General features: G+C 62.5%; 27 protein-coding genes. 17 read left to right on the top strand and 10 right to left on the bottom strand.

Annotation, left to right across the window (positions count from 1 at the left end; translation table 11 throughout):
- Window positions 1-6: 6 nt before the first annotated feature.
- The 4 genes from K6T12_RS06515 to K6T12_RS06500 all read right to left on the bottom strand — a co-directional run bounded on the left by K6T12_RS06515 (window position 7) and on the right by K6T12_RS06500 (window position 3657).
- Window positions 7-675, bottom strand: a complete 669-nt coding sequence (locus K6T12_RS06515; RefSeq protein ID WP_222220677.1) for an energy-coupling factor ABC transporter permease — start codon at window positions 673-675, stop codon at window positions 7-9.
- An 86-nt stretch (window positions 676-761) separates the two neighbouring features.
- Window positions 762-1211: a ribosomal protein S18-alanine N-acetyltransferase gene (gene rimI / locus K6T12_RS06510; RefSeq protein WP_222220675.1), complete on the bottom strand. Its 450-nt coding sequence runs from the start codon at window positions 1209-1211 to the stop codon at window positions 762-764.
- Window positions 1208-2068: a hypothetical protein gene (locus K6T12_RS06505; protein WP_222220673.1), complete on the bottom strand. Its 861-nt coding sequence runs from the start codon at window positions 2066-2068 to the stop codon at window positions 1208-1210. The genes rimI and K6T12_RS06505 overlap by 4 nt, the downstream gene beginning before the upstream one ends.
- Window positions 2069-2115: 47 nt before the next feature.
- Window positions 2116-3657: a 2-isopropylmalate synthase gene (locus tag K6T12_RS06500; RefSeq protein WP_222220671.1), complete on the bottom strand. Its 1542-nt coding sequence runs from the start codon at window positions 3655-3657 to the stop codon at window positions 2116-2118.
- A 262-nt stretch (window positions 3658-3919) separates the two neighbouring features.
- On the opposite strand from K6T12_RS06500, the gene K6T12_RS06495 reads away from it, so the two are divergent.
- Window positions 3920-5077, top strand: coding sequence for a MalY/PatB family protein (locus tag K6T12_RS06495; protein ID WP_222220669.1), 1158 nt, complete (start codon window positions 3920-3922; stop codon window positions 5075-5077).
- Window positions 5078-5162: 85 nt separating this feature from the next.
- On the opposite strand, the gene K6T12_RS06490 is transcribed toward K6T12_RS06495, so the two are convergent.
- The 3 genes from K6T12_RS06490 to efp form a co-directional block, all read right to left on the bottom strand.
- Window positions 5163-6164 carry a CPBP family intramembrane glutamic endopeptidase gene (locus K6T12_RS06490; RefSeq protein WP_222220667.1) on the bottom strand — a complete coding sequence of 334 codons (1002 nt, stop codon included), beginning with the start codon at window positions 6162-6164 and terminating at the stop codon, window positions 5163-5165.
- An 18-nt stretch (window positions 6165-6182) separates the two neighbouring features.
- Complete coding sequence (gene epmA, locus K6T12_RS06485; RefSeq protein ID WP_222220665.1) at window positions 6183-7154, bottom strand: EF-P lysine aminoacylase EpmA; 972 nt, start codon at window positions 7152-7154, stop codon at window positions 6183-6185.
- A gap of 149 nt (window positions 7155-7303) precedes the next feature.
- Window positions 7304-7867: an elongation factor P gene (gene efp / locus K6T12_RS06480; RefSeq protein ID WP_222220663.1), complete on the bottom strand. Its 564-nt coding sequence runs from the start codon at window positions 7865-7867 to the stop codon at window positions 7304-7306.
- A 185-nt stretch (window positions 7868-8052) separates the two neighbouring features.
- Between efp and epmB the strand changes: the two genes are divergently transcribed.
- From epmB to K6T12_RS06465, 3 genes are all read left to right on the top strand, one after another.
- Complete coding sequence (epmB, locus tag K6T12_RS06475; RefSeq protein ID WP_255611599.1) at window positions 8053-9042, top strand: EF-P beta-lysylation protein EpmB; 990 nt, start codon at window positions 8053-8055, stop codon at window positions 9040-9042.
- 133 nt (window positions 9043-9175) lie between these two features.
- Window positions 9176-9643: a putative molybdenum carrier protein gene (locus K6T12_RS06470; protein WP_222220659.1), complete on the top strand. Its 468-nt coding sequence runs from the start codon at window positions 9176-9178 to the stop codon at window positions 9641-9643.
- Between the two features lie 149 nt (window positions 9644-9792).
- On the top strand, window positions 9793-11778 hold the full coding sequence (locus tag K6T12_RS06465) for a HAMP domain-containing methyl-accepting chemotaxis protein (RefSeq protein WP_222220657.1): 1986 nt from the start codon (window positions 9793-9795) through the stop codon (window positions 11776-11778).
- Window positions 11779-11955: 177 nt separating this feature from the next.
- Here the strand turns inward: K6T12_RS06465 and K6T12_RS06460 are convergent, their stop codons facing one another.
- Entirely contained in the window at window positions 11956-12282 is a 327-nt protein-coding gene (locus K6T12_RS06460; RefSeq protein ID WP_222220655.1) for a DUF1820 family protein, read from the bottom strand.
- A 236-nt stretch (window positions 12283-12518) separates the two neighbouring features.
- Here K6T12_RS06460 and miaB point away from each other — a divergent pair, with 236 nt between their 5' ends.
- From miaB to K6T12_RS06415, 9 genes are all read left to right on the top strand, one after another.
- Window positions 12519-13868, top strand: coding sequence for a tRNA (N6-isopentenyl adenosine(37)-C2)-methylthiotransferase MiaB (gene miaB, locus K6T12_RS06455; protein WP_222220653.1), 1350 nt, complete (start codon window positions 12519-12521; stop codon window positions 13866-13868).
- A gap of 24 nt (window positions 13869-13892) precedes the next feature.
- The gene (locus K6T12_RS06450) at window positions 13893-14990 is read left to right on the top strand and encodes a PhoH family protein (RefSeq protein ID WP_222220651.1); all 1098 of its coding nucleotides are present in this window, start codon (window positions 13893-13895) and stop codon (window positions 14988-14990) included.
- Window positions 14987-15454 (top strand): rRNA maturation RNase YbeY, encoded by a 468-nt coding sequence (ybeY, locus tag K6T12_RS06445; protein WP_222220649.1) that lies wholly within the window; start codon window positions 14987-14989, stop codon window positions 15452-15454. Before K6T12_RS06450 ends, ybeY begins: the two co-directional genes overlap by 4 nt.
- A gap of 12 nt (window positions 15455-15466) precedes the next feature.
- A complete protein-coding gene (locus K6T12_RS06440; RefSeq protein ID WP_222220647.1) occupies window positions 15467-16306 on the top strand; it encodes an HlyC/CorC family transporter in 840 nt (279 codons plus the stop codon).
- Window positions 16307-16311: 5 nt separating this feature from the next.
- Window positions 16312-17829 (top strand): apolipoprotein N-acyltransferase, encoded by a 1518-nt coding sequence (gene lnt, locus K6T12_RS06435; RefSeq protein ID WP_222220645.1) that lies wholly within the window; start codon window positions 16312-16314, stop codon window positions 17827-17829.
- A 457-nt stretch (window positions 17830-18286) separates the two neighbouring features.
- Window positions 18287-18574 (top strand): calcium-binding protein, encoded by a 288-nt coding sequence (locus tag K6T12_RS21695; RefSeq protein WP_222220643.1) that lies wholly within the window; start codon window positions 18287-18289, stop codon window positions 18572-18574.
- Window positions 18544-18993, top strand: coding sequence for a calcium-binding protein (locus K6T12_RS06425; RefSeq protein ID WP_222220641.1), 450 nt, complete (start codon window positions 18544-18546; stop codon window positions 18991-18993). The genes K6T12_RS21695 and K6T12_RS06425 overlap by 31 nt, the downstream gene beginning before the upstream one ends.
- A 57-nt stretch (window positions 18994-19050) precedes the next feature.
- The gene (locus K6T12_RS06420; protein ID WP_222220639.1) at window positions 19051-19245 is read left to right on the top strand and encodes a hypothetical protein; all 195 of its coding nucleotides are present in this window, start codon (window positions 19051-19053) and stop codon (window positions 19243-19245) included.
- Between the two features lie 242 nt (window positions 19246-19487).
- Entirely contained in the window at window positions 19488-19946 is a 459-nt protein-coding gene (locus tag K6T12_RS06415; protein ID WP_222220637.1) for a hypothetical protein, read from the top strand.
- 288 nt (window positions 19947-20234) lie between these two features.
- On the opposite strand, the gene K6T12_RS06410 is transcribed toward K6T12_RS06415, so the two are convergent.
- Window positions 20235-20789, bottom strand: coding sequence for a zinc ribbon-containing protein (locus K6T12_RS06410; RefSeq protein ID WP_222220635.1), 555 nt, complete (start codon window positions 20787-20789; stop codon window positions 20235-20237).
- Between the two features lie 170 nt (window positions 20790-20959).
- On the opposite strand from K6T12_RS06410, the gene leuS reads away from it, so the two are divergent.
- The 4 genes from leuS (at window position 20960) to K6T12_RS06390 (ending at window position 25532) form a co-directional block, all read left to right on the top strand.
- A complete protein-coding gene (gene leuS / locus K6T12_RS06405) occupies window positions 20960-23551 on the top strand; it encodes a leucine--tRNA ligase (protein WP_222220633.1) in 2592 nt (863 codons plus the stop codon).
- Window positions 23552-23566: 15 nt separating this feature from the next.
- The gene (locus tag K6T12_RS06400; protein ID WP_222220631.1) at window positions 23567-24064 is read left to right on the top strand and encodes an LPS-assembly lipoprotein LptE; all 498 of its coding nucleotides are present in this window, start codon (window positions 23567-23569) and stop codon (window positions 24062-24064) included.
- Window positions 24061-25083: a DNA polymerase III subunit delta gene (holA, locus tag K6T12_RS06395; RefSeq protein WP_222220629.1), complete on the top strand. Its 1023-nt coding sequence runs from the start codon at window positions 24061-24063 to the stop codon at window positions 25081-25083. The genes K6T12_RS06400 and holA overlap by 4 nt, the downstream gene beginning before the upstream one ends.
- A gap of 101 nt (window positions 25084-25184) precedes the next feature.
- A complete protein-coding gene (locus tag K6T12_RS06390) occupies window positions 25185-25532 on the top strand; it encodes a c-type cytochrome (RefSeq protein ID WP_222220627.1) in 348 nt (115 codons plus the stop codon).
- A 24-nt stretch (window positions 25533-25556) separates the two neighbouring features.
- Here the strand turns inward: K6T12_RS06390 and K6T12_RS06385 are convergent, their stop codons facing one another.
- Window positions 25557-26003 carry an OsmC family protein gene (locus K6T12_RS06385; RefSeq protein ID WP_222220626.1) on the bottom strand — a complete coding sequence of 149 codons (447 nt, stop codon included), beginning with the start codon at window positions 26001-26003 and terminating at the stop codon, window positions 25557-25559.
- Between the last annotated feature and the right edge of the window lie 56 nt (window positions 26004-26059).

Raw genomic sequence — 26059 nt, 5'->3', positions numbered from 1 at the left:
CAAACCTCACTGATCATCGATATAGGCCTTGGCGTTGAAAGTCCGTACCCAATCCGGGTAGAACACCATCATGCCGGTCATCAGGATGCCGTTCATCAGCCCCTCTGGGAACATGATCAGCGGCAGGTAGCGGATATACTCATGCTCGATCTTGGCCCAGCTGTAGACATCGGCCAGCCAGAGCAGCAGCGACGAGCTGAGCCCGGCGCTGGCGCCGGCGATACCACCGCCGATGAAGGCGCAGAGGAACAGGTAGATAAAGAAGTTCTTCGGCAGCTTCCACTCCACCCAGCGGTAGATGCCGTAGCTGACCAGCGCCGGCAGCACCACCGAACAGAGGCCGTTGACGGTGAAACCGTCCCAGCTCTCCTTGCCGGTCAGCGTCATGCCCAGCAGCGCCAGCGAGGCGGCCAGAATCGCCAGATCCCAGCCGAACATCAGCGTCATCGCGGTCATGCCGACGAAGTGGATACTGAGCCCCGGCGAGATGCCGGCCCGCATCCACCACATCATCATCAACAGCACGGTGGCGCCAAACAGCAGGTGCTGCAGCCGGCGGTTGTCGGCCAGTACCCGCCAGGGCGCGCGCCAGACCGCCGCGCCCAGCGCCAACAGATACAACAGGTGGATCAGCCACAGCCAGGGGCCTGTCAGCAGCCCTTCCGAGATGCTCATCAAAAACTCGCTTTTTCCAACAGCCGTAAAACACTATCCACCGGCATTAAACGAAAAATTTTCGCTGGCCGACAGGAACAGCCCCTCTACTCGGTCAGCGGGCAGCTCATCAGCAGCGCATCCTCACGCCCAGTCGCGGTGGGATAGTAATCGCGCCGGCGTCCGTCCTCACTGAAGCCCAGCCGACGATACAGCTGCACCGCCGACTCATTGGACACCCGCACCTCCAGCAGCAGCCGGGCCATTCCCTGCCGCGCCAGCTCGGCCTGTGCCTGCTGTAGCAACCGCTGCGCCAGACCGCGTCGCCGCCAGGCCGGATCGATGGCGACCTGCAACAGTTCCGCCTCATCCAGCACAGTACTGAACAGCGCATAGCCCACTAATTGTGCATCGCACGCGATACCGAGCAACCGGTTACGGGGTTGTTCGATCTGCGCGCGCCAATGCGGTTCGCTCCAGAACTCGTCGAAACAGCGTTGCTGTAACGCGCGCAACTGGGGCAGCGCACTGCCATCCAGGGTGCGTACGCTGGTCATCCGGTAGTAGCCTTGCGCAGTACCTGCAGATCCTGCCAGATCTCGGCCTTGATCTCCGGCAACTGCAACGCCTCGGTCAGGCTGCGGGTGGCGACCGCTTTGGCGCCGCCGGCGACGGTAAAGGCGATGCCACGCAGCTCGTCTATCGGTTCCTCGCGGTCCAGCGCCATCTGCGCCGCCGCCTGGCCCAACAGCAGTATGCGGCCGATCTGATGTTCGCGGCCCAGCCGGTTCAGCTTGTGCTGTACCGCCGCCACCGCCTGAGGTCGGCTCTGGTCGAGCGAACTGTTGGCCAGCATCGGCCAGGGCAGCAGTGCCGGTTCCGGGCACTGCTTGATACGCGGCCCCAGGTAAGCGGCGATATTGCACAACAGCCGGCGCTGCGAGCTGCTGAAATCGCTGGCCGCCGCCGGGGGTACCGAATCGACCAACAGGGTGTCGCCGATCGCCACGAAGGCCAATCGGAAACGCGGAATCTCGGCCGGTTTCGGTGACGGTCGGGATGTCGGCATCGGCTCGGCGGCGACGCTCGGTTTCGGCTGAGGTTTCGCAGCCACCGGCGCATCGCCCGACAGGCTGTTATTGATCGCCGCCCGCGCCTGCTCGGCCGCGGCCTTTGCCGCCGCCGGCACCGGGCCTCGCGGCACACTGGCTGGCGATTGATCCGGTCGCGCCCCCTGCCGGGGCATGTCGGCCGGTTCAGGCACGCCGTCGGCAAACGGAATCTCCGGCGCCGGGTAGCGGAAATCCCACACCCAGTCGTCCGAGGGCGCCGCCGCCGGCAACGCCCGGGTGGGCAGCCAACTGCTGATACCCAACGCCTCCAGGTACTGGTGACGCCGCTGCTGGTCGATCATGCTGCCTGCCCTGCTGCCACTACGTGCCGGTTAACCATCGAAAACCATCAAACCTGCGGGTGCGCTTTCTGCACATTGGCGTGCAGCATGTTCAGCGCATGGATATAGGCCTTGGCCGATGCGATGATGATGTCGGTATCTGCCCCCAGGCCGTTGACGATCCGGCCGGATTTCTCCAGCCGTACGGTCACCTCGCCCTGGGAATCGGTACCTTCGGTGATCGCATTGACCGAATACAGCTGCAGCATCGCGTCGGACTGGGCGATCGCTTCGATCGCCTTGAAGGCGGCATCCACCGGACCGGAACCGGCCGCTTCCGCCTGCTCCTCGTGGCCGTTGATATTGACCGTCACCGTAGCCACCGGGGTTTCGCCGGTCTGCGAGGTGACCGACAGGCTGACCAGCTTGAAGGTTTCGTTAGCCGCTTCGGCGCGGGTATCGCTGACCAGCGCCACCAGGTCTTCGTCGAAGATCTCATGTTTCTTATCAGCCAGTTCCTTGAAGCGGGCGAAGGCGCTGTTCAGCTCGGCATCGGTGGCGAAGCTGGTACCCAGTTCCTCCAGCCGGCTGCGGAACGCGGCGCGACCGGAGTGCTTGCCCATCACCATCCGGTTGGCATTCCAGCCGACGTCCTGGGCGGTCATGATCTCGTAGGTTTCGCGGTGCTTCAGCACCCCGTCCTGGTGGATACCGGACTCGTGCGCGAAGGCGTTGGCGCCGACGATCGCCTTGTTCGGCTGCACCGGGAAACCGGTCACGCTGGCGATCAGCTTTGAGGCCGGTACGATCTGGGTGGTGTCGATGCCGGTCTCCAGGCCGAGGATATCCTTGCGGGTGCGCAGCGCCATCACGATCTCCTCCAGCGAGGCGTTGCCGGCCCGTTCGCCGAGACCGTTGATGGTACATTCCACCTGGCGGGCGCCGGCGCTGACCGCCGCCAGCGAGTTGGCCACCGCCAGGCCGAGGTCGTTATGGCAGTGCACTGAGAAGATCGCCTTGTCGGCGTTCGGAATGCGCTGGATCAGCTGGCCGATGGTGTGGCCGAACTCCTCCGGCACCGCGTAACCGACGGTATCCGGGATGTTGATGGTGCGGGCGCCGGCGTCGATCACCTGCTCGATGATACGGCACATGAAATCCAGTTCCGAGCGGCTGGCGTCCTCCAGCGAGAACTCGACGTCGTCGATCAGGTTACGGGCCCGCTTGACCGCATGGACCGCCTGCTCGACCACCTTGTCCGGGGTCATCTGCAGCTTGTATTCCATGTGGATCGGCGAGGTGGCGATGAAGGTATGGATGCGGCCGGCGTTAGCGTTGGCCAGCGCTTCGCCGGCGCGGTCGATATCGGCATCCAGCGCACGGGACAGCGAGCAGACCCGGCTGTCCTTGACGCTGTCGGCGATCGCCTTGACCGACTCGAAGTCGCCCGGGCTGGCGATCGCGAAGCCGGCCTCGATAACGTCGACGCGCATCTTCTCCAGCTGCTTGGCAACGCGTAGCTTCTCATCCCGGGTCATGGACGCACCCGGGCTCTGCTCGCCGTCACGCAAGGTGGTATCGAAAATAATGACGCGGTTGTTGTCGCTCATGTCGGGTACTCCATACCTGGGAGGCGACGCCGGCGGGCATCGCTCGATCATTCTAATTGTTCTGGCACCGTCGTCGCGTCCGACGGCAATCAAGATGGGATACCGGGATTCTACACTGCCCGTGCGGCCGTTGCAGTAGCACCAACCTTTGTTGCCGACGGTCATTGACGTACCGCGACCCGCTCCGTCTACAATGGCCCTGTATTCAGCCAATACCCCAGGGCCGGCGTTCAGCGCCCTGCCGGATGGAGACCCGATTGCAATGACTGCCAGCAAGAACTTCGACGCCCCGATCGACCGCCGCGCCACGTCCAGCCAGAAGTGGGAACGCTACCGCGACAGCAACGTGCTGCCGATGTGGGTGGCCGATACCGACTTCATGGCCCCGCCGGCGGTGATCGAAGCACTGCATCAGCGGATCGACCACGGCGTGTTCGGCTACACCAACACCCCGGAGGAGCTGACCCGGCTGGTGATCGAGCGGATGCAGCGGTTGTACGGCTGGCAGATCGAGGCCGACTGGCTGGTCTGGCTGCCCGGTCTGGTGTGCGGCCTGAATCTGGCCTGCCGCAGCGTCGGCAACAGCGGCTCGGCGGTGCTGTCGCCGAAGCCGATCTATCCGCCGTTCATGTCATCGCCGCTGCTGTCCGAGCGCAGCCTGGTCAGCGTGCCGATGAAACTCGTCGAGCAGCGCTGGCTGCTGGATCTCGACGCGCTGGAGCAGTCGATCACCGCGGACACCCGGCTACTGCTGTTCTGCAACCCGCAGAATCCGGGCGGCACCCTGTATCGCCGTGAGGAGCTGGAACGACTGGCCGAGATCGTGCAGCGTCACGACCTCCAGGTCTGCTCCGACGAGATCCACTGCGACCTGATCCTGGAACCGGGCCTCGAACATATCCCGCTGGCCTCGCTGAACCCGGAGATCGCCGCCCGCACCATCACCCTGATGGCGCCGAGCAAGACCTTCAATATCGCCGGCCTGGGCTGCTCGTTCGCGATCATCGCCGACAAGCAGCTGCGCAAGCGCTTCAAGGATGTTCGCAAGGGGATCGTGCCGGACGTCAACCTGCTCGGCTACACCGCCGCCATCGCCGCCTACCGCGACGGCGACGACTGGAACCAGAAGCAGTTGTCGTACTTGCGCCGCAACCGCGATTACCTGGTGGAGGAGATCAACAAGATCCCCGGCCTGAGCCTGCAACCGATCGAAGCCACCTACCTGGCCTGGATCGACGTATCGGCGGCCAAGCTGGAGAACCCGGCCCACTTCTTCGAGCAGGCCGGCGTCGGCATGTCGCCGGGGCGGGATTTCGGCAACGACCAGTTCATGCGGCTGAACTTCGGCTGCCCGTTCGAGATGGTGCAGGAGGCGATCAGCCGAATCCGCCAGGCGATGCTGAAGCAGTTGCCGGCTTAATATTTTGAATAAACAGATTTCAGTGGCTCGGCATGCCTGCTGCCAATCCGGCGGCAGGCCACTGCACGGATTACTGGAAGTAAAATCAGGCTATAAAAAACATCTTCCAGACCCAGTCCACCGCGCTGTGGGTCAATACCGGCGCCAGCAGGTTGTTGCGGCTCTTGCGGTAGGCGTAGGCGTAGGCCAGCCCGGCGATGGTCGCCAGGGCGCAGTAGGCCAGCTGCAGCTGCAGGGTATCGACCCGGTTCCAGTGGAAGATGCCGAACGCCAGCGATGACAGCAGTATCGCCAGCAGCGGCCGGCCGGTCAGCTGAATCAGTCCCATCATCAACACGCCTCGGAAGAACAGCTCCTCCGGGATCGCCACGCTGACGAAGAGACCAACAAACAGGCCCAGCGCCCTGCCGATATCCACGGTAGCCGGTGGATTCCAGTGCAGGAAGCCGAATGCCAGGCCGAGCGGCACCAGCACCAGCAGAGCCGCCGCGGCAACGCCGAAACCGATCAGCAGGTCACGCCATTGCGGCACCAGCCACATGTTCAGCCCGGGCAGCCGGCGACTTTCCCGCCACACCAGCAACAGCAGCACGCTGACCGCAATCGACCACCAGACATAGGCGAAGCCGGGCGCACCGAACCACTGCTGCGAGGTCAGCCGGTAATCGAACGGGATCAACAGCGCCAACCAGGCCAGCAGGTCGAGCCAGCCGACCTGCTGCTGCTTGAGCCGGCGCATGCCGAGCAATAGCCCGGCGAACAGGCCGCACATCAGCAGCCAGAAATAGGGGTCGAAGCCGCTGCCGATACCGGTCAGCGCCAGGCAGAGCGCCAGCAGGCCGGCCGCCTGCTGGGCCGCCGCCGGCTTGTTGAAGCGCTCGGTGACAAAGGCACGCACCGGCCCGGAACCGAGCGCGAACAGCAGCGTGGCCAGCGGCACCGTACCCAGTAGCAGGCCGATTCGGGCCAGCGGCGACGCCTGGTCAACTTCGGCATAGATACCAAGCAGCACCACTGCGACAGCAGCGATGAAGCTGACCGTCAGCGACAGCCAGAGCGAGCGTTCGGTTACGACCTGCAGTTCCATTGCATACCTCGTCCATGATCAGGCGCGGGGGTAGGGGAAGGCGATCACGTCACCTATCTGTTCCGTATTCAACGCCAGCATCACCAGCCTGTCCACCCCCAGGGCGACACCGGCACAGTCCGGCAGCCCCTGTTGCAGCGCCGCCACCAACCGCATCTCCAGCGGTCGCTGCGGCAGATCCAGGGCCGCACGCTGGCGCTGGTCGGCCTCCAACCGGCGTTGCTGCTCGGCGGCATCGGTCAGCTCGTGGTAACCGTTTGCCAGCTCGATACCGTTGACGAACAATTCGAAACGGGCCGCCACCGGCCGCCCTTTGTGATCCTTGCGAACCTGGGCCAATGCCGCCTGGGAGGCCGGATAGTCGCAGACGAACAGCGCACCGCGCTCGGCCAGTCGCGGCTCGATCACGTGCGACATCAGCAGGTTCAGCCAGCTGTCCGGGTCCTCGTCGTCCATCTGAACATCCAGGTGACGTCGGGCCTCGGCGGCCAGCTCGGTAGCGGTGGCGCGGTGCGGGTCGATCTGCAGGTACCGCTCGAACAGCTCACCGTAGCTGATCCGCTCGATCGGCGGCAGGCCGAGGATCGGCTCCACCAGCGCCGCCACCTCATCCATCAGCCGCTGGTCGTCGAAACCGGGCCGGTACCACTCCAGCATGCAGAATTCAGGATTGTGGCGCTGGCCCACTTCGCCGTTGCGGAACGCCTTACCGAGCTGGTAGATCGCCCCGCTACCGGCCGCCAGCAGCCGCTTCATGGCGTATTCCGGCGAGCTCTGCAGGTAGAGCGTCTCTGCTTCGGCCTGCGGGTAGGCGCGGTAGGCCACCTCGATGCTGTCGATAAAGGGGTCGCTGACCGCGCAGTGCGACATCACCGGCATATCCACCTCCAGCACACTGCGTTCGGCGAAGAAGCGCCGGATATCGGCTACGATGCCGGCCCGACGGCGCAGGTTGTCGATCGATGCGGTCGGTTGCCAATCGCTATTCACAGCTACCTCTCTGCCCGGCGTGCGGGATTTGTCGGCTCAGGATGCTTCGAGTGAAGCGAAACCATAGAAAAATTAAAGAAAACAAAAACAACGAAAAACGGCAGCCGTGGCTGCCGTTTTCAGAACGCGTTATTGAGTCCGTCGCGGAATCAAGCGCGGGAGACGTATTCGCCGGTACGGGTGTCGATCTTCAGGATTTCGCCCTGGTTGATGAACAGCGGTACGCGAACCACGGCACCGGTGCTCAGGGTCGCCGGCTTGGAGCCGCCCTGGGCGGTATCGCCTTTCAGGCCCGGATCGGTTTCAACCACTTCCAGCTCGACGAAGTTGGCCGGAGTAACGGAGATCGGGTTGCCGTTGAACAGGGTGACCATCACCTTGTCCTGCTCTTTGAGCCACTTCTTGGCGTCGGCCACGGCGTTCTCGTCGGCACCGTACTGCTCGAAGGTGCTCGGGTCCATGAAGTACCACAGCTCGCCGTCGTAATAGGAGTATTCCATATCGGTATCCATCACGTCGGCGCCTTCGACGCTGTCGCCGGACTTGAAGGTACGCTCCCAGATACGGCCGGTCAGCAGGTTGCGCAGTTTAACGCGGGTAAACGCCTGACCTTTACCCGGTTTAACGAATTCCACGTCGACCATGGTGCAGGGATCGCCGTCGATCATCACCTTCAGGCCGTTTTTGAACTGGTTGGAAGAGTAGTTTGCCATATTGATTTCAAATCCACTTAACAGGTGCGGGCCGACCGCCACCGCGGGCCGGCCGGGATGGCGGTTATTCTACTGCAATGCGACGACGCCGCAAAATCGGCGCTCGACCGATACCCCCGACAGGGAAATTGACAGTCCGCCGGCACAGGGCAACAATGCGCGCCAACCCAGCCGATGACACCGATATGCAGATACCCACCGCCCGTTGGCAGCAACTTCTCTCCTCCGCCATCAGCGACCCGGCCGAACTGATCCGGCTACTGGAACTCCCGGTCGAGCTGGTCGAATCGGCCCGGCGCGCCGCCGAGCAGTTCCCGCTGCGGGTACCGATGCCGTTTATCGAGCGGATGCGCAAGGGCGATCTGCAGGACCCGCTGCTGAAGCAGGTGTTGCCGCTGGATGCCGAGCTGCAGCCGGTGCCGGGTTTTGTCACCGACCCGCTGGCCGAGATGCAGAACAACCCGCATGACGGCCTTATCCACAAATACCGGGGGCGGGTACTGCTGATCACCACCAGCGCCTGCGCCATCAACTGTCGCTACTGCTTCCGGCGCCACTTCCCCTATCAGGAGAACCGGCTGGGGCCGGACCAGTGGCAACGGATTCTCGATTACATCGCAGCCGACGACAGCATCCACGAAGTGCTGTTCTCCGGTGGCGATCCACTAGCCGCGCCGGATGGCCGCATCGCCCGGATGCTGAACGAGCTGGCCGCCATTGCGCACCTGCGCCGGGTACGCTTCCACAGCCGGCTGCCGGTGGTGATCCCGCAGCGGATCACCGACCAACTGATCGCCGCGCTGACCGGCACCCGGCTCAAGCCGATCCTGGTACTGCACGCCAACCACGCCAACGAGATCGACGCGGTACTGAGCGAAGCGCTGCAGCCGCTGCGGCAGGCACGGGTACCGGTACTGAACCAGGCGGTGCTGTTGAAGGGGGTCAACGACTCGGTCGAGGCGCTGAAGACACTCAGCGAAACCCTGTTCGATGCCGGCGTACTGCCCTACTACCTGTTCGTGCTCGACCCGGTGGCCGGTAGCGCCCACTTCGATGTCAGCGATGACCAGGCCCGCAAGCTGTTCGACCAGCTGCAGCGCCAGCTGCCCGGCTATCTGGTGCCCAAATTGGCCCGCGAAATCCCCGGCGAGCCGTCCAAGACCCTGCTGATCTGACCCGGCTACGCAACCAAGGTACGCGGCCCAAGTACGCGACCAAAGTGTAATCACTGCCGGCCCCAGCCCGCTCCCCCGCCGCCCTATCAACGCCTACACTGCAGAGGGCAGTAACAGCGACAGGGAGCGGACCATGCTGAAAAAAATACTCTCCGGCGGCCAAACCGGCGCCGACCGGGCGGCGCTCGATGCCGCCCTCGAGCTGGATTTCCCCTGCGGCGGCTGGTGCCCGCAGGCGCGACTGGCGGAGGACGGCCATATCGATCCGCGCTACCCGCTGAGCGAATGTGACGGCGACGAGGCCACCCGCACCTGGCTTAACGTGGAAACCGCCGACGGCACCGTGGTGTTCTACCAGGACAGCCCCTCCGGCGGCACCGCCTACACATTGCAATGCTGTCTGGAGATGGACAAACCCTGCAAGCTGATCGATATCAGCCTGGTCAGCCCGGAAAGCGCCGCCGGCGCGCTGGAGGGCTTTGTCGAAGCGCACAGCCTCAGCACCCTGAACGTGGCCGGCCCCAGGGCCAGCAAATGCCCGGAGATCGGTGACTATGTCGGCGCCGTGATCCGCCGTCTGCTGAGCCAATACCGCCCCTGAATCTTCGCCGCCGACGTCCGGCGCCGGCCAGTGGAGCCAGAGCAAAACAATCGTTGGAGCCAGCGGCCCAGGCGGATTGAACTGACGCTCCCCACCGCTTAGCGTAGAGCGAAAATAACAATAAGACGGACAACAAGGGGACGCGCCGGATGTTGGTCAAGGTTACCCATAGAATCGCGCTGGGCTTTGCCCTGCTGGTGCTGTTTATCATGGTGGTCGGCGGCGGAGGCCTGTGGGGCACCGAGCAGATCAACCGCAAACTGCACGAGATCACCGACAGCTCGCTACCGACCGCACTGGGCAGCTTCAACCAGATGATTGCGCTGCAGCAGGCTCAGATCGCGCTGCTCAACGTGCTCGCCGACGACCAGCTCGACGACAAGGAGCGAAAGGTAGAGCAGGCCCGTTTCCAGCAGCAACTCAGCACCTTTACCGGCCAACTGGACGCCTTGCAGCCACTGGCACAGCAGCATCCGGAACTGGCCGCCAGCCTGCAGCAGAGCGGTACCAGCCAGGAGGCCTTCGCGGCAGCCGCCGAGCGGGTGATGGCGCTGCACGAGGAGCGCATCAAGGTACAGCAGCGGGTACTGCAGAAGGAGAGCCGCTTCCAGCGCCAGACCAGCTCGCTGGCCACCTGGAGCCAGCAGTACCTGTCCCGGCCCGGCGACAACGACGGCCCGGTCCACGCCCGCGCGCTGATGCGCACCCTAAACTCCCACCGCGACCAGCTGATGCTGTTCCAGCAGAAAGGCGACTTCCCGGCGCTGCAGAGATCGCTGCAGGAGGCCGACGGCCAGCTGACCAAAACGCTGCAGACGTTCGCCGAGGTCGACCCGAAAGCCAACCGGATCAAGGTACTGATCCGCGATATCAACCAACACCTGTACGGCAAGGACGGCCTGGTGGCGCTCTACCAGCAAAGCTGGCAGGCCGGCAACGCCCTGCAAAGCCAGCTGGACGAGACCCGCAACAAGCTGGCCCAGGCGCGCCAGGCCGCCGAGACCTTTATCGCCACCGCCCGCCAGCTGACCGACAATTCACGCAGCCAGGCCGACCGTACCGCCGGCATCAGCCAGACGCTGATCGGCCTGCTGCTGGCCGGCGCCACCCTGCTGGCGCTGCTGATCAGCGTGATTACCGTACGCACCATCTCACGGCCGCTGAACGAAATGCTCGGCAAGCTCTCCCAGGTTGCCCAGGGAGACATGCGCCAGACCTTCGATGAACAGCGCAACGATGAGTTCGGCATGCTCGGCCACGCCCTCAACGAAGTGGTCGACAAGCTCAGTGGGCTGCTGCGCCAGATCGCCGACGGCGCCGGCCACCTGACCGAGGTGGCCGAACGCAACGCGGTGGTCAGCCGCCAGACCACCAGCGCGATGGGCGAGCAGAGTCGCCAGCTGGAGCTGACCGCCTCGGCCGCCACCGAGATGGCCTCCACCGTCAGCGAAGTGCACGGCCACGCCCAGACCACCCAGCAGGCGGTGCAGCACTGCGAACGGCTCAGCGTCGACGTGGACAACCATGTCCAGCGCACCCTCGGCGCCATCGAACAGCAGGCCGGCGATATCAGCGCGGCGATGCAGCACAGCGATCAGTTGGAGCAGTACAGCCGCCAGATCGGCACCATCCTCGACACCATCGGCGAGATTGCCGAGCAGACCAACCTGCTGGCATTGAATGCCGCCATCGAAGCGGCCCGCGCCGGCGACCACGGTCGCGGCTTCGCGGTGGTCGCCGACGAGGTTCGCGGCCTGGCCAGCCGCACCCAGAACTCCACCCAGGAGATCCAGCAGATGGTGGAGAACATGCAGAACAGCATCCAACAGGTGGTCGGCGTGATGCAGCAGAGCGCCCAGCAGACGCAGCAGTGCGTCGAACACGCCAGCACCTCGCAGCAGGCGCTCAGCGAAATGAACAGGGTGATCGCCGAGATCCACCGGATGAGTACCCAGATCGCCGAGGCCGCCAACCAGCAGAACCTGGCGGTAGAGGAGGTCAGCCGGGCGCTGGAGCAGATCAACCAGGCCGCCGGCGAGACCGCGCACGGCGCCGAGAATGTCTCCGCCAGCAGCGGTGGCCTGCTGGATATCGCCCAGCAGCAGCGCGAGCTGATCGCCCGGTTTCAGGTATAGGTTGAGTTAACAGGTGGGAGTAGCGAGTTAACAGTTGGAAGTCTTGAGTTGACAGTGGGCGGCCCTCCTTCCGGGTACCGGCCACTGTTAACTTCCCTCTGTAAACTCAAAACTCAAAACTCAACCATAAAAAAGGGCGCCCAATGGACGCCCGGAGTACAACAACAAAAAAATTCATTATCCGCGGTTTTTCGGGAGTGCGGACAACGGGAAGGCAGTAATGGTGCCTTTCGCCTCGGAAATCTTCGGCACACCTTCGCGTGCCACCTCATCTATCCGGATTATAGCCTGCATCGGGATATAGGAGCGCTTTACCTCGCCGAACTGCTGTTTCAGCTTCTCTTCGCTCGGGTCGACCACCAGGTCGGAGCGGCTGCCGAACACGAACTCCTCAACCTCGATGAAGCCCCACATCTCGCTCTGGTAGACATGCCGGGCATACAGCTCGTACACCTGGTCCTGATTGACGAACATCACCCGGTAGATATGTTCTTCGCTGTTCATCAGTGCCTCTATTCCCAATGCAGATGACCTTGTTACTCATCGGTATATGGGGACGGCACACAGGCAATTCAAGCCATCCAATTCTCTGGTTAAAATCTGGTCGGTAGGGGGTGCTTTCAGTATAATGCGCGGTCCTTTTACCGGCGGGGTACAGCCGGCATACCGAACCATCCCGCTCCGGCGGCCGGCGCACGGTGACCGGTACCGGGGAAAATCCAGATCGAAACAGGTGAAGAATGGCTAAGAAGCTGTTTATTAAGACTCATGGTTGCCAGATGAACGAGTACGACTCAGCCCGCATGGCGGATCTGCTGGGCGAGAGCCATGAGCTGGAACTGACCGATCAGCCGGAAGAGGCCGACGTGCTGCTGCTCAACACCTGTTCGATCCGCGAGAAGGCGCAGGAGAAGGTGTTCCACCAGCTGGGCCGCTGGCGCAAGCTGAAGGATGCCAATCCGGAGCTGGTGATCGGCGTCGGCGGCTGCGTAGCCAGCCAGGAAGGTGACGCGATCCTCGACCGCGCACCCTACGTCGACATGATCTTCGGCCCGCAAACACTGCACCGCCTGCCGGAGATGATCGAGAGCCACAACGACGGCGTGGTCGGCATCGTCGACGTCAGCTTCCCGGAGATCGAGAAGTTCGACCACCTGCCGGCACCGAAGGTCGAGGGCGCCGAAGCCTTCGTGTCGGTGATGGAGGGTTGCTCCAAGTACTGCACGTTCTGCGTGGTGCCCTACACCCGCGGCGAGGAGGTCAGCCGGCCGCTGGACGACGTGATCGCCGAGTGCGTCGAACTGGCCGAACAGGGGGTCCGCGAGGTCAACCTGCTGGGCCAGAACGTCAACGCCTACCGCGGCGCCACCCATGACGGCGACAGCGCCGACCTGGCCGAGCTGATCCGCTGCGTGGCGGCGATCGACGGCCTCGACCGGATCCGCTTCACCACCAGCCACCCGGTGGAGTTCAGCGACAGCCTGATCGAGGTATACGGCGAGGTGCCGGAGCTGGTCAGCTTCCTGCACCTGCCGGTACAGAGCGGTTCCGACCGCATCCTGATGGCGATGAAGCGCGGCCACACCGCGCTGGAGTACAAGTCCAAATTGCGCCGGCTGAAGAAGATCCGTCCGGATATCTGCTTCTCGTCCGACTTCATCATCGGCTTTCCGGGCGAAACCGACGCCGATTTCGAAGCCACCATGAACCTGATCGCCGATGTCGGCATGGACCAGTCGTACAGTTTCATCTACAGCCGCCGGCCGGGCACCCCGGCCGCCGACCTGCCGGACGACGTCTCCGAGGAGACCAAGAAACAGCGGCTGGCGATCCTGCAGGAGCGGCTCAACCAGCAGGCCCACCAGATCAGCCGCCGCATGGTCGGCAGCGTGCAGCGGATCCTGGTCAACGGCTATTCTAAAAAGGATCCCGGCCAGCTGTCCGGCCGCACCGAGAATAACCGCGTGGTCAACTTCCGCTGCGATAATCCGGACCTGATCGGCCACTTCGCCGACGTGGAGATCGTGGAAGCCTACGCCAACTCACTGCTTGGGGAACTCCGCGGCTCCGAGCTGGATCAAAAGCACTGAGACCTGAGAATTCGAGGAGACACATTGAACACCGCCCAAACGCTGAAACTGACACTCGAGCCGGACAATCCGGAATTCCTTGCCAACCTCTGCGGACAGCTGGACGAACATCTCAAGATGATCGAGCAACGGCTCCCCGTCGAGATCAGAAACCGCGGCAACCAGTTCCAGCTACAGGGTGAATCCAGTGTGGTTCAGGCGGTCTCCGAGATGCTCGAGGACCTGTACCAGCAGGCCCAGCACGGCAACCAGCTGACACCGGACGAGGTGCACCTGTATCTGCAGCAATCCGGTGTCGAGCAGATGACCGAGCGCACCGAAGACGACGAGCAGCCGGACGAACAGGTCAGCATCCGCACCCACAAGGGGATGATCCGGCCACGCGGCCCGAACCAGCAGAACTACGTGCGTTCGATCCGCTACCACGACATCAACTTCGGTATCGGCCCGGCCGGTACCGGCAAGACCTACCTGGCGGTCGCCTGCGCGGTGGAGGCACTGGAGCGCGAAGAGATCCAGCGGATCCTGCTGGTGCGCCCGGCGGTCGAAGCCGGCGAAAAGCTGGGCTTCCTGCCCGGCGACCTGAGCCAGAAGGTCGACCCCTACCTGCGCCCGCTGTACGACGCGCTGTACGAGATGCTCGGCTTCGAGCGGGTCGGCAAATTGATCGAGCGCAACGTGATCGAAGTGGCACCGCTGGCCTACATGCGCGGCCGCACCCTGAACGGCTCGTTCGTAATCCTGGACGAGAGCCAGAACACCACCCGCGAACAGATGAAGATGTTCCTGACCCGGATCGGCTTCGGCTCCACCGCGGTGATCACCGGCGACGTCACCCAGGTCGACCTGCCGCGCGGCACCCAGTCCGGCCTGCTGCATGCGATGAAGGTGCTGGAGGGCGTCGAGGGGATCGGTTTCACCCACTTCAACGCCAAGGACGTGGTGCGTCACCCGCTGGTGCAGCATATCGTGCGCGCCTACGACCGCTTCGAAAAGGCCGAAGAGCAGCGCCAGGCGGAACGCCGGGCCGAGAAACAGGCCGCCAAGGAGGCCGAACGGGCCGCTGTGCAAGCGGTCGCCCAAGCGGTTGGCCAGGACACAGTGGAGAACAAGGACGCATGAGCATCGACCTGGAACTGCAATATGAAATCGACGCCGACGACCTGCCCTCCGCCGAGCAGTTTCAGCTGTGGGTCGACAGCGCCCTGCAGGGGCTGCGCGACAACGGTGAACTGTGCATCCGGCTGGTCGATCCGCAGGAGAGCCAGACGCTGAACCACCAGTATCGCGGCAAGGACCGGCCGACCAACGTGCTGTCGTTCCCGTTCGAACGACCGGAAGGGCTGCCGGAGGATCTGCCGTTCGATCTGCTGGGCGACCTGGTGATCTGCGCCGAGGTGGTACGCCGCGAAGCCGACGAGCAACAGAAGCCGCTCGATCACCACTGGGCCCACATGGTAGTGCACGGCTGCTTGCATCTTCTCGGTTACGATCATATAAACGACGATGATGCGGAGATCATGGAACAGCTGGAGCGCGATATCCTCGCCCGGCTCGACATCTCCGACCCCTATCAGGAAGTGTGACCGAGGACCCCAATGAGCGACGACCGATCGGGCCAACCCCGAAGTTGGCTGGGCAAGCTTGCCCAGGCATTCTCCGATGAACCGCGCAGCCGCGAAGACCTGCTGACCGACCTGAAAGAAGCCGCCGAGGAGAATATCCTCGACAGCGAAGCCCTCGGCATCATCGAGGGCGCGATGCAGGTATCCGACATGAAAGTGCGGGACGTGATGATCCCCCGCTCGCAGATGGTGGTGGTGGAAGCCGACCAAACGCCGAAGGAGTTCCTGCCGGTGGTCATCTCCAGCGCCCACTCCCGCTTCCCGGTGGTCGGCGACAATCCCGACGAGGTGCTCGGCGTACTGCTGGCCAAAGACCTGCTGCCGCTGATCCTCGAAGGCTCGGTGGAAAACTTCGAAATCCACAGCCGGTTGCGTCCGGCCACCTTCATCCCCGAATCCAAGCGTCTCAACGTACTGCTGAACGAGTTCCAGGCCACCCGTAACCATATGGCGATCGTGGTCGACGAGTACGGCGGCGTGGCCGGCCTGATCACCATCGAGGACGTACTGGAGCAGATCGTCGGCGAGATCGAGGACGAGCATGACGCCGAGGACGACGAGGGCAACATCAAGCCGTTCGAGGACAACGCCTATATCGTCAAGGCGCTGACCCCGGTGGAGGACTTCAACGCCTTCTTCGAGGTCGGCTTCTCCGAGGACGCCTTCGACACCATCGGCGGCATCGTCACCCAACACTTCGGCCACCTGCCGGAGAAGGACGAGGAGGTCGATATCGACGGCTTCAACTTCCGCATACTGTCGGCCGATAACCGCCGTATCCGACTGCTGCAGGTGACCCGCAAGGAAGACTGACAGGGATGATGGCTCATCTGCTGAGCATGCTGCTGGCGCTGCTGGCCGGGTCCCTAATCACCCCGGCGCTGGCGCCATTCAATTTCTGGCCACTGGCCTGGCTGCCGCCGGCGCTACTCTACCTGCTGCTGCGCGAACGCAGCCCGAGGGCCGGCCTCTGGCTCGGCTGGTGTTTCGGCCTCGGCGTATTCGGCGCCGGCACCTCCTGGGTGTTCGTATCGATCAGCGAGCACAGCGCCACCCCGCTGCCGGTCGCGCTGCTGCTGACCGGCCTGTTCGTCGCCGCACTGGCCATCCTATTCGCCCTGCAGGGCTGGCTGTTCTGCCGCCATTTCAACCGTAACGGCTACGCCTGGCTGGCCTTCGCCGGCCTCTGGTGGCTGTTCGAGTGGCTGCGCAGCTGGCTACTGACCGGTTTTCCCTGGCTCTACCTCGGCTACGCCAGCCTGGACAGCCCGCTGGCCAACTGGGCACCGCTGGGCGGCGTCTGGCTCAGCTCGCTGTGGATCGCGCTGGGCAGTTGCGCACTGGCGGCGCTGTTTACCCCCCGTAGCCATGGCCAGCGCGCCCTGGCGCTGCTGCTGCTGGCCGCGCCCTGGCTGGCCGCGCCGCTGCTGCCCGGTCACTGGACCCAGCCGACCGGCCGACCGCTGCAGGTGGCGCTGGTGCAGGCCGACATTCCGCAGGAGATCAAATGGCAGTCGGGCGCGCTCGATACGATCCTGCAGCGCTATCAGCAGCTCAGCCGAGCACACCTGGACGTCGACCTGATGATCTGGCCGGAAACCGCGGTGCCGGCACTGTACAGCCGCGCCGCCGGGCTGCTGGGCGACTGGTTCGAACAGCTCGAGCAAACCCACACCACGCTGATCAGCGGCCTGCCGGCGGCGGTGCCGGACCACGACGAGCCGCGCGACTACCGCTTCCACAACTCGCTGGCGGTGCTCAGCGGCGGCGCCGGCATCTATCACAAGCAGCGGCTGGTACCGTTCGGCGAATACCTGCCGCTGGAGGGGCTGCTGCGCGGACTGGTCGATTTCTTCAACCTGCCGGCCTCCAACTTCAAACTGCCGCAGGGCGAACAGCGCAACCTGCGGGTCAACGGCTACCGGCTGGCCAGCGCCATCTGCTACGAGATCGCCTACCCGGAACTGGTACGCCACGCCGCCCGCGACAGCGAACTGCTGCTGACCGTCTCCAACGACACCTGGTTCGGCCACTCCATCGCCCCGGACCAGCATATGCAGATCGCCCGGATGCGGGCGCTGGAAAACGGCCGCTGGCTGCTGCGTGGCACCAACAACGGCATCACCGCGCTGGTCGCGCCGGACGGCAAGATCGTCGAACAGGCACCGCGCTACCAGAGCGCCGTGCTGCGCGGCGAAGTGCAGCCGATGCAGGGCGAAACGCCCTACCAGCGCGTCGGCGTCTGGCCAGTACTGATCCTTTCCCTGCTGCTCAGCGCCTGCGGCCTGCGCCGGAGCCGTTCTTCTTACAGTCGACAGATAACAGTCTCCAGTTAACAGCGGCACTACGATGCTTGCGGCAACCGACGGCCAATCTTATTCCTAACAGCCGGCAAAAAACTTCCGCCAAGCTCCCCATGTAGTGACCAAAGGCCCGTAAACCGGGCCCTTTACTGTACTCACTAAACTGGAACGGAGTTTGCTGCACTCGACCGGAGCCCGCTCAGGAGGAGCGGATGTTGATTCAATACGACAGGGATGTAGATCATGAATAGAAATTCCATTACCCACTATTTTCCTCTGGCTGAAAAGCCAATCGATACCCGCCCAAGCTCCCACATGACCGTCGGTCACCCCATTAAGAAACAAACACTTATTCAAATTTTATACTGACCTGTATCAATGGTTTTCCACCTCTCCCTACTCGCTATCAATATCAGGAACGAGATAGCATTCGGTGCGCCGGCAGGAGCCGGCAAAGGAAAGTAAAACATGGAATAAGGAAAGCGTTTTTATGATTACTTGGTATGGCGATCAAGACTTCATCAAGGATGACTATAAGAAAGCCGAACCCCTGCTTGCTTATACAATGTATGGCGGCGGTGGTAATGACTACCTGGAGGGGGCCGATTATCAGGACTTCCTGCACGGAGAAACCGATGATGACACCTTGGTAGGCAACGGCGGTGATGACTATCTCTATGGTGAATCAGGCAACGATCTGATCTTTGGTGGAGATGGCCAGGATCATATTGTGGCGATAACGATGTCGTGGCCTATGGGGATGCAGGCAAGGATCTGATCTACGGCGAGCAGGGTAACGACGAACTCCATGGCGGCGGTGATGTTGACAGTATCGAGGGTGGCGCAGGGGATGACCAGATATACGGCGGAGATGGCCAAGACTTTCTGTTTGGAGACTGGGGCTCTGATACGATTTACGGAGGTGCTGGAGATGATTACATCGAAGGCGGCGAGCATGATGACTCGATAGATGGAGGCTCCGGTAACGATCATATTAAAGGCGGAAATGATAATGATCTGATCTACGGAGGAATAGGTAATGATGAGATTTATGGCGGCGAAGGTAATGACACGCTGTACGCCAATTCCGGCACCGATCAGCTCTACGGCGAAGCAGGCAACGATATCCTGGTCAGCAACGATACCGGCCATAACTACTTGTACGGCGGCAGTGGCGACGATTACTACGTCCAGTAGACCACCGCGGGCATCGCCTGGATTGACGACACCTCTGGCGCCAATGACAAAGTCCAGATGAACGCCGAGTTCAGCGATATTCAGTGGAATTACTACAACAGTACTGACATGCTGCTGTTCACCACACAGGATGCTGCTGATGGAGTATTGAATAACGCCATCGTTATTACCGGTCAATTCAGCAGCGCTGACAATATTGAGTGGCTGGCCGATATGCACGGTAATGCGATCAATATCAGTGCTATTGGATAACAGGTACTAAAAACAGCTCCTGAACCAAGTTCAGGAGCACTACAGGGAACGTAGATAAGATGAAAATAGCACCCAACACTGCAGTCAACATTGCCACCTTTATCAACAAAGCCTCTCAACAACCTAACACACAAAAAAGTGCAAGCTCATTTTCGATCGGCGATTCAAAGAAAATTCAGTACGTACCTGTCAGTTCTGCATCATCGGCTCGTGCACAAGGGATTATTGAGCGCCGAGAAGAGATGGATCGCACTCGACTACAGTCGGAGTGGAAGACCCAACAGGCTCTTTTATCGCTACAGACACACGCCTTGGATGGGGAGATCTCGCTGCAGGCGGCCAAGACGCTGGATATCCCCAGCGACCAACCGTTCTGGCTGTCGCAGAACTGGGACGCCTATATCGGCGGGCGGCCGATGATGTGGGACAACGAGGAACACCCGCAGTCCGACGCGATACGCCAATTCCTCGACAGCAGGCCGGAGCAGATCGCGGAGATCCGACAGCTGCACGAACGGCTGGACAATTTCCCCGACTTCGAGCGGTGGCTCGAACAAAACGAGCTGGATTACCGGGGCGACAAGGCCGAGGCATCGCTGGAGAAGGCCGACCGGATGCAGGAACACGCTATTGCCCAGAAGGATATCGCAATGATGCGCTCCAATCGGGCGATGCAGGCGTTGGGACGCTCATACGGCTAGGGGTTAGGTTGGGATAGCCGAGGCTCGAGTCCCGATGTGGCAATGAGCAACGGTGGGAGGCGCGCCCTCGCGGCGATTACCCGCAAGGGGCATGTTTCAGGAGGCTTATCGCCGCGGGGCGCGCCTCCCACCGATTCACACGATATCCTCAAATACCAATACATATCGCCCCGTTTCAGACTACTCCCTGCAATCTTCGAAAAAATCAGCGGCCCAATGAGCTTAACTGATCGGTAGTAACCACGGGAGCCGGTTTCAGCAATCGGGTAACCCGGTGCAGCTACCGGCTTATAGCGTATAATCCTTGTCGTCGTCGGCCAGTGGCGCCGAGACCCGCTTGAAGTAGTTGCCACCACACTTCTGGCAGGGTTCGATCACCACCGTTTTCAGCAGCCGGTGCCGGCTACCGCAGTTGAGGCACTCCAGGGTGCCGACGGTGGCCAATTCGCCGGCGATATACTGCTCGTCGTCGTGATCGAGCCGCTCGCGCAAAATCTCCTGCTCGATTCGGGTGCGGTCGGCCAGGTCGAGGAACAGCGATTTGACCCGGTCTTCCAGATAGCCGAGGTCGAAATCGAGGAACTCGGCCAATCCCTTGCCCGCCAGGTGGGTATAGCGGCCCAGTTGCCTGAGGTCTCGCTTGACGTAGGCGCTGAGCAGGTCCAGCTCGTCACGGCTCATCTCGGCGGCTTTCTGTTCGATCTCAACCGCTTCCTCGATCTGGTCCTGCAGGAACTCCCAGGATTTCTCCTCGGCATTGTCGAGGTTGTCGCGCAGCCGTTTCAACACCCGGTCATAGGCCTGGGTGAAGCGGCTGCCGCTCGGTTTCTGTTGCTCACTCATGGCGGATCTCCTTGTTACAGCCTAAAACTGAATGCCAGGGGGCGCAGACATCGGTGCGGAGTCTGTCGACACCACTGCATATATTGTATGCTATGCCACATAAATTCTAAGACCCATAACCGGCATCAACTGGATGCCGGTTTCTTATTACAGGTTTCAGCAAGTCGACAATGAACGAACAGTATCAGCCGCAGGAAATTGAAGCCCAGGCCCAACAGTACTGGGAGCAGAACGACAGTTTTAAGGCCACCGAGGACACCTCCAAGGAGAAGTTCTACTGCCTATCCATGTTCCCGTACCCGAGCGGCCGCCTGCACATGGGGCATGTTCGTAACTACACCATCGGCGACGTGATCTCCCGCTACCAGCGGATGCAGGGCAAGAACGTACTGCAACCGATGGGCTGGGACGCATTCGGCCTGCCGGCCGAGAACGCGGCACTGAAGAACAACGTGCCGCCGGCCAACTGGACCTACGAAAACATCGATTACATGCGTGACCAGCTCAAGCAGATGGGCTTCGGCTACGACTGGAACCGCGAGCTGGCCACCTGCCACCCGGAATACTACCGCTGGGAGCAGTGGTTCTTCACCAAGTTGATGGAGAAGGGCCTGGTCTACAAGAAGGAAGCGGAAGTGAACTGGGACCCGGTCGACCAGACCGTACTGGCCAATGAGCAGGTGATCGACGGCCGCGGCTGGCGCTCCGGCGCGCTGGTCGAGCGCAAGAAGATCCCGCAGTGGTTCCTGAAGATCACCGACTACGCCGACCAGCTGCTGGACGACCTGGAACAGCTGACCGAGTGGCCGGAGCAGGTCCGCACCATGCAGAAGAACTGGATCGGTCGCTCCCAGGGCGTCGAGCTGAAGTTCCATGTCGACGGTGACGGCGACCTCGAAGTATTCACCACCCGACCAGACACCCTGATGGGTGTCACCTACGTGGCAGTGGCCGCGCAGCACCCGCTGGCACAGCAGATGGCCCAGTCCAACCCGGAACTGGCGGCCTTCATCGAAGAGTGCCGCCACACCAAGGTGGCCGAAGCGGATATGGCCACCATGGAGAAGAAAGGCATGCCGCTGGGTGTTGAAGCCACCCACCCCCTGACCGGCGAGAAGATTCCGGTATGGACCGCCAACTTCGTGCTGATGGACTACGGCACCGGCGCGGTCATGGCGGTGCCGGGTCACGACCAGCGTGACTGGGAGTTCGCCAGCAAGTACGGTCTGCCGATCAAGCAGGTGATCAAGCCGGTCGACAACTCGATCGAAATCGATCTGGGTAAAGAGGCATTCACCGACAAGGGCGTGCTGGTCAACTCCGGCGACTTCGACGACCTGGAGTTCGACATGGCGTTCAAGGCGATCGCCACCGAGCTGGAACGCAAGGGCAAGGGCCGCACCACCATCAACTACCGGCTGCGCGACTGGGGCGTCTCCCGTCAGCGTTACTGGGGCGCGCCGATCCCGGTGATCAACTGCCCGAGCTGCGGTTCGGTGCCGGTGCCGGAAGATCAGCTGCCGGTGGTGCTGCCGACCGAGGTCGAGTTCGACGGCGTCGGCTCGCCGATCAAGAAGATGGACAGTTTCATTCAGTGCAGCTGCCCGAAATGCGGCGCCGACGCCGAGCGTGAAACCGACACCTTCGACACCTTCATGGAATCCAGCTGGTACTACGCCCGCTACGCCTCTCGCAGCAGCGACAACGCGATGCTGACACCGGAGCAGGCCAACTACTGGCTGCCGGTCGACCAGTACATCGGCGGCATCGAGCACGCCATCCTGCATCTGCTGTACTCGCGCTTCTACCACAAGCTGCTGCGCGACGAAGGCCTGGTAGACTCCGACGAGCCGTTCAAGCGCCTGCTCTGCCAGGGCATGGTACTGGCCGACAGCTACTACTACGAAGACGACAACGGCGGCAAGGTCTGGGTATCGCCGACCGACGTCGAGGTCGACACCGACGACAAGGGCCGCGTGCTGGCTGCCCGTCACGCACAAAACGGCCAGCCGCTGCAGCATGACGGCATGTCGAAGATGTCCAAGTCCAAGAACAACGGCATCGATCCGCAGCTGATGATCGACAAGTACGGTGCCGACACCGTGCGTCTGTTCATGATGTTCGCGGCACCACCGGAGCAATCGCTGGAGTGGTCCGACAGCGGCGTCGAGGGCGCCCACCGCTTCATCAAGCGGCTCTACAAGCAGGTGCACGATCACCTGCAGGGCGGTGACGTGGTGGCGCTGGACCCGGCAGTCCTGAACGACGACCAGAAGGCACTGCGCCGCAAGGTGCACGAGACCATCCAGAAGGTCAGCGACGATATCGAACGCCGCCAGACCTTCAACACCGCCATCGCCGCGGTAATGGAGCTGTCCAACAGCATCAGTAAGTTCGTCGACGTCAGCGAACAGGGCCGCGCGGTCACCCGCGAAGCCCTGCAGGCGGCAGTTCAGCTGCTGGCGCCGATCACCCCGCACATGTGCCACTACCTGTGGCAGCAGCTGGGCCACAGTGACGACCTGCTGGTCGCACCCTGGCCGCAGGTGGACGAGTCGGCACTGACCCGCGACTCCATCGAGCTGGTGGTGCAGGTGAACGGCAAAGTGCGTGCCAAGATCGCCGTGGCGGCGGATGCCGACGAGGACGTAATCCTGCACACCGCGCTGGCCGAGGAAAACGTGCAGAAGCACATCGCCAACAAGAGCATCCGCAAGAAGATCGTTGTACCGGGTCGCCTGGTCAACATCGTGGTCGGCTAAGGAAGGTACCGGAACATGCTGCGCAGAACCCTGCTCTCGGCAACCGCTGCCCTGTTGTTGACCGGCCTGAGCGGCTGCGGATTCCAGTTGCGCGGCTATATCGACGTTCCGGAAGCGCTGCGCCAGGTACAGCTGGTGCAGCACGGCCCGCACAGCCAGCTGGCCAGCAGCCTGGTCAGCTCGCTGCAGCTCAACCAGGTACAGATCGTCAGCCAGGCGCCCTACCGGCTGGAGCTGCTGTCGGTGGTCGAAAACCGCCGCTCGGCGACGCTGGACAGCCGCGCCAAGGTGGACGAGTACGAGCTGCAGCTGCGGGTGCGGTTCCAGGTCAGCCAGGCCAATGGCGAGCTGGCATTGGCGCCGCAGCAGCTGACTACCGAGCGGATCTACACCTATGACGCCGACGCCGCCACCGCCGCGCTGGAGCAGGAACAGCTGCTGCGCCAGGAGATGGCCGACGACCTGGCGCTGCAGATAACCCGCCGCTACCTGGCGCTGAAGCCCGTTCAATGAAGATCAAGCCGGAACAACTGGGCCAGCACCTGAAGAAGGGGCTGGCGCCGGTCTACCTGATCACCGGCGACGAACCTCTGCTGGCCGAGGAGAGCTGCGACCTGCTGCGCGCCGAACTGCAGGCGCAGGGCTTCAGCGAACGCGAAGTGCTGCACGTCGACGGCGGCTTCAAGTGGGAGTACCTGCTGGAGTGCGCCAACGCCCTATCGCTGTTCGCCGAACGCAAGCTGATCGAGTTGCGCCTCGGCGGCCAGAAGCTCAGCAAGCCGGCCAGCGAAATCCTTCAGGAGTACCTGGCCAACCCGGCACCCGACAACGTGCTGCTGATCCTGGCCGACAAGCTGGACGGCGGCTCCAAGAAAAGCGCCTGGTTCAAGGCGATCGAGAAAACCGGTCTGGTGGTCGAGATCTGGCCGGTGGAAGCCAACCAACTGCCCGGCTGGCTGCGCCAGCGCGCCGCCCAACTGGGACTGTCGCTGGATGAGGAGGCGGTGCAGCTGCTGTGCGGTCGGGTGGAGGGCAACCTGCTGGCCGCCAAGCAGGAGCTGGACAAACTCAGCCTGCTCTACCCGGGCCAAACGCTGACCGCCGACACGGTGATCGACGCCGTCTCCGACAGCTCCCGCTACGACATCTACGGCCTGACCGACGCCGCCGTGCAGGGCCAGGCCGCCCGCACCCAGAAGATCCTGCAGGTGCTGCGCCAGGAAGGCACCGAAGGGCCGGTGGCACTCTGGGCACTGAGCCGCGAGATCCGCACCCTGCTGACCATCCAGCAAGGCCTGCAGGCGGGAGTGCCCTACGATACCCTGTGCCAGCGCGAGAAGATCTGGGGCAAGCGCAAGCAACTGCTGCGCAAGGCCGCCCAGCGCTGTCAGCCAGCACTGCTGATGGAGCTGCTGGAGCGCTGCTTCCGGGTCGACCAGATCATCAAGGGCGCCCGCGCCGGCGACCTCTGGCTTGAATTGAGCGCTATCTGCCTGGCGCTGGCCGGCAAGCCGATCCGCTTGCCGCAGTAGTCAGACGGCCACACCAGGCGCCAACTAATGGATTGGTGATTCAAGTTATTGCTCTAATCGCCGATAGCTTGAACAGGAATTAAGCCCCGGGAACCCCAGTTATGTCTCGAATTGGCTCCAGATGGCCGCTGCTGTTGCTGACCACCCTGCTGCTGACAGGCTGTGACGATCAGCCGTCGATGCCGGCGATGATGAAAACCGGCGGCGAGCTGTACAACTACTACTGCCGCAACTGCCACAAGTTGCGCGGCCCGGGCGAGTTGATGGAAACACGCGACCGCAGCCAGCCGCCGCTGAAACAGCACGAGATCATGCTGCTGATCGAATACGGCTCACCGCTGCGCCACCTGGATCAGCCCAAATTCCCCGAGCTGTCGCCGGAGCAGATCGACCTGATTGCCAGCCACGTCAGCAAGCTGCAGCGCGACGCGGAGCAACCTGCCCAGTAAGCCGTACCGGCGGCAGCGGGCAGATCAGCTCAAGCCGTGTTCGACCTGAGTGTTGAAGCGGATATTGTCGTGCAGCGGGCAACGCTCGCAGACCTCATCAAGAAACGCGACCTTCTGCTGCTCGTTCAGATCGGCATCCAACGTCGCCTTGACGTCAATGTATTGGAAACCGACCCGATCTTCGGTCGGTTTGCCCAACAGCCCCGCCAGATTCAAGCCCGCCTCCAGCTGCACTTCGATGCCACGCAACTCGATCCCCTGCTGACTGGCCGCCAGCCGGGCGATGGTGGCGATACAGCCCCCCAGCGAAAACAGGAAATACTCCAGCGGCGTCGGCCCCTCGTCGGTACCGCCGGCATTCCGCGGCTGATCGATCACCACCCGGTGGTCGCGAATACTGGCTTCGACCTTGCTGCTGGCGCCCATCTTGGTAGTCACGGAGATGGTTTTCAGGGGGCGGTTCTGGCTCATGCGTTTTCCTCAGTCACTCAAAACAGAAAACGCTAATATATTATATTGATATATAT

The organism is Marinobacterium arenosum, from assembly GCF_019795155.1.
Taxonomy (GTDB): Bacteria; Pseudomonadota; Gammaproteobacteria; order Pseudomonadales; family Balneatricaceae; genus Marinobacterium_C; species Marinobacterium_C arenosum.
Note: the sequence above shows the minus strand (reverse complement) of the source record. Positions and strands in the feature narration are given on the sequence as shown.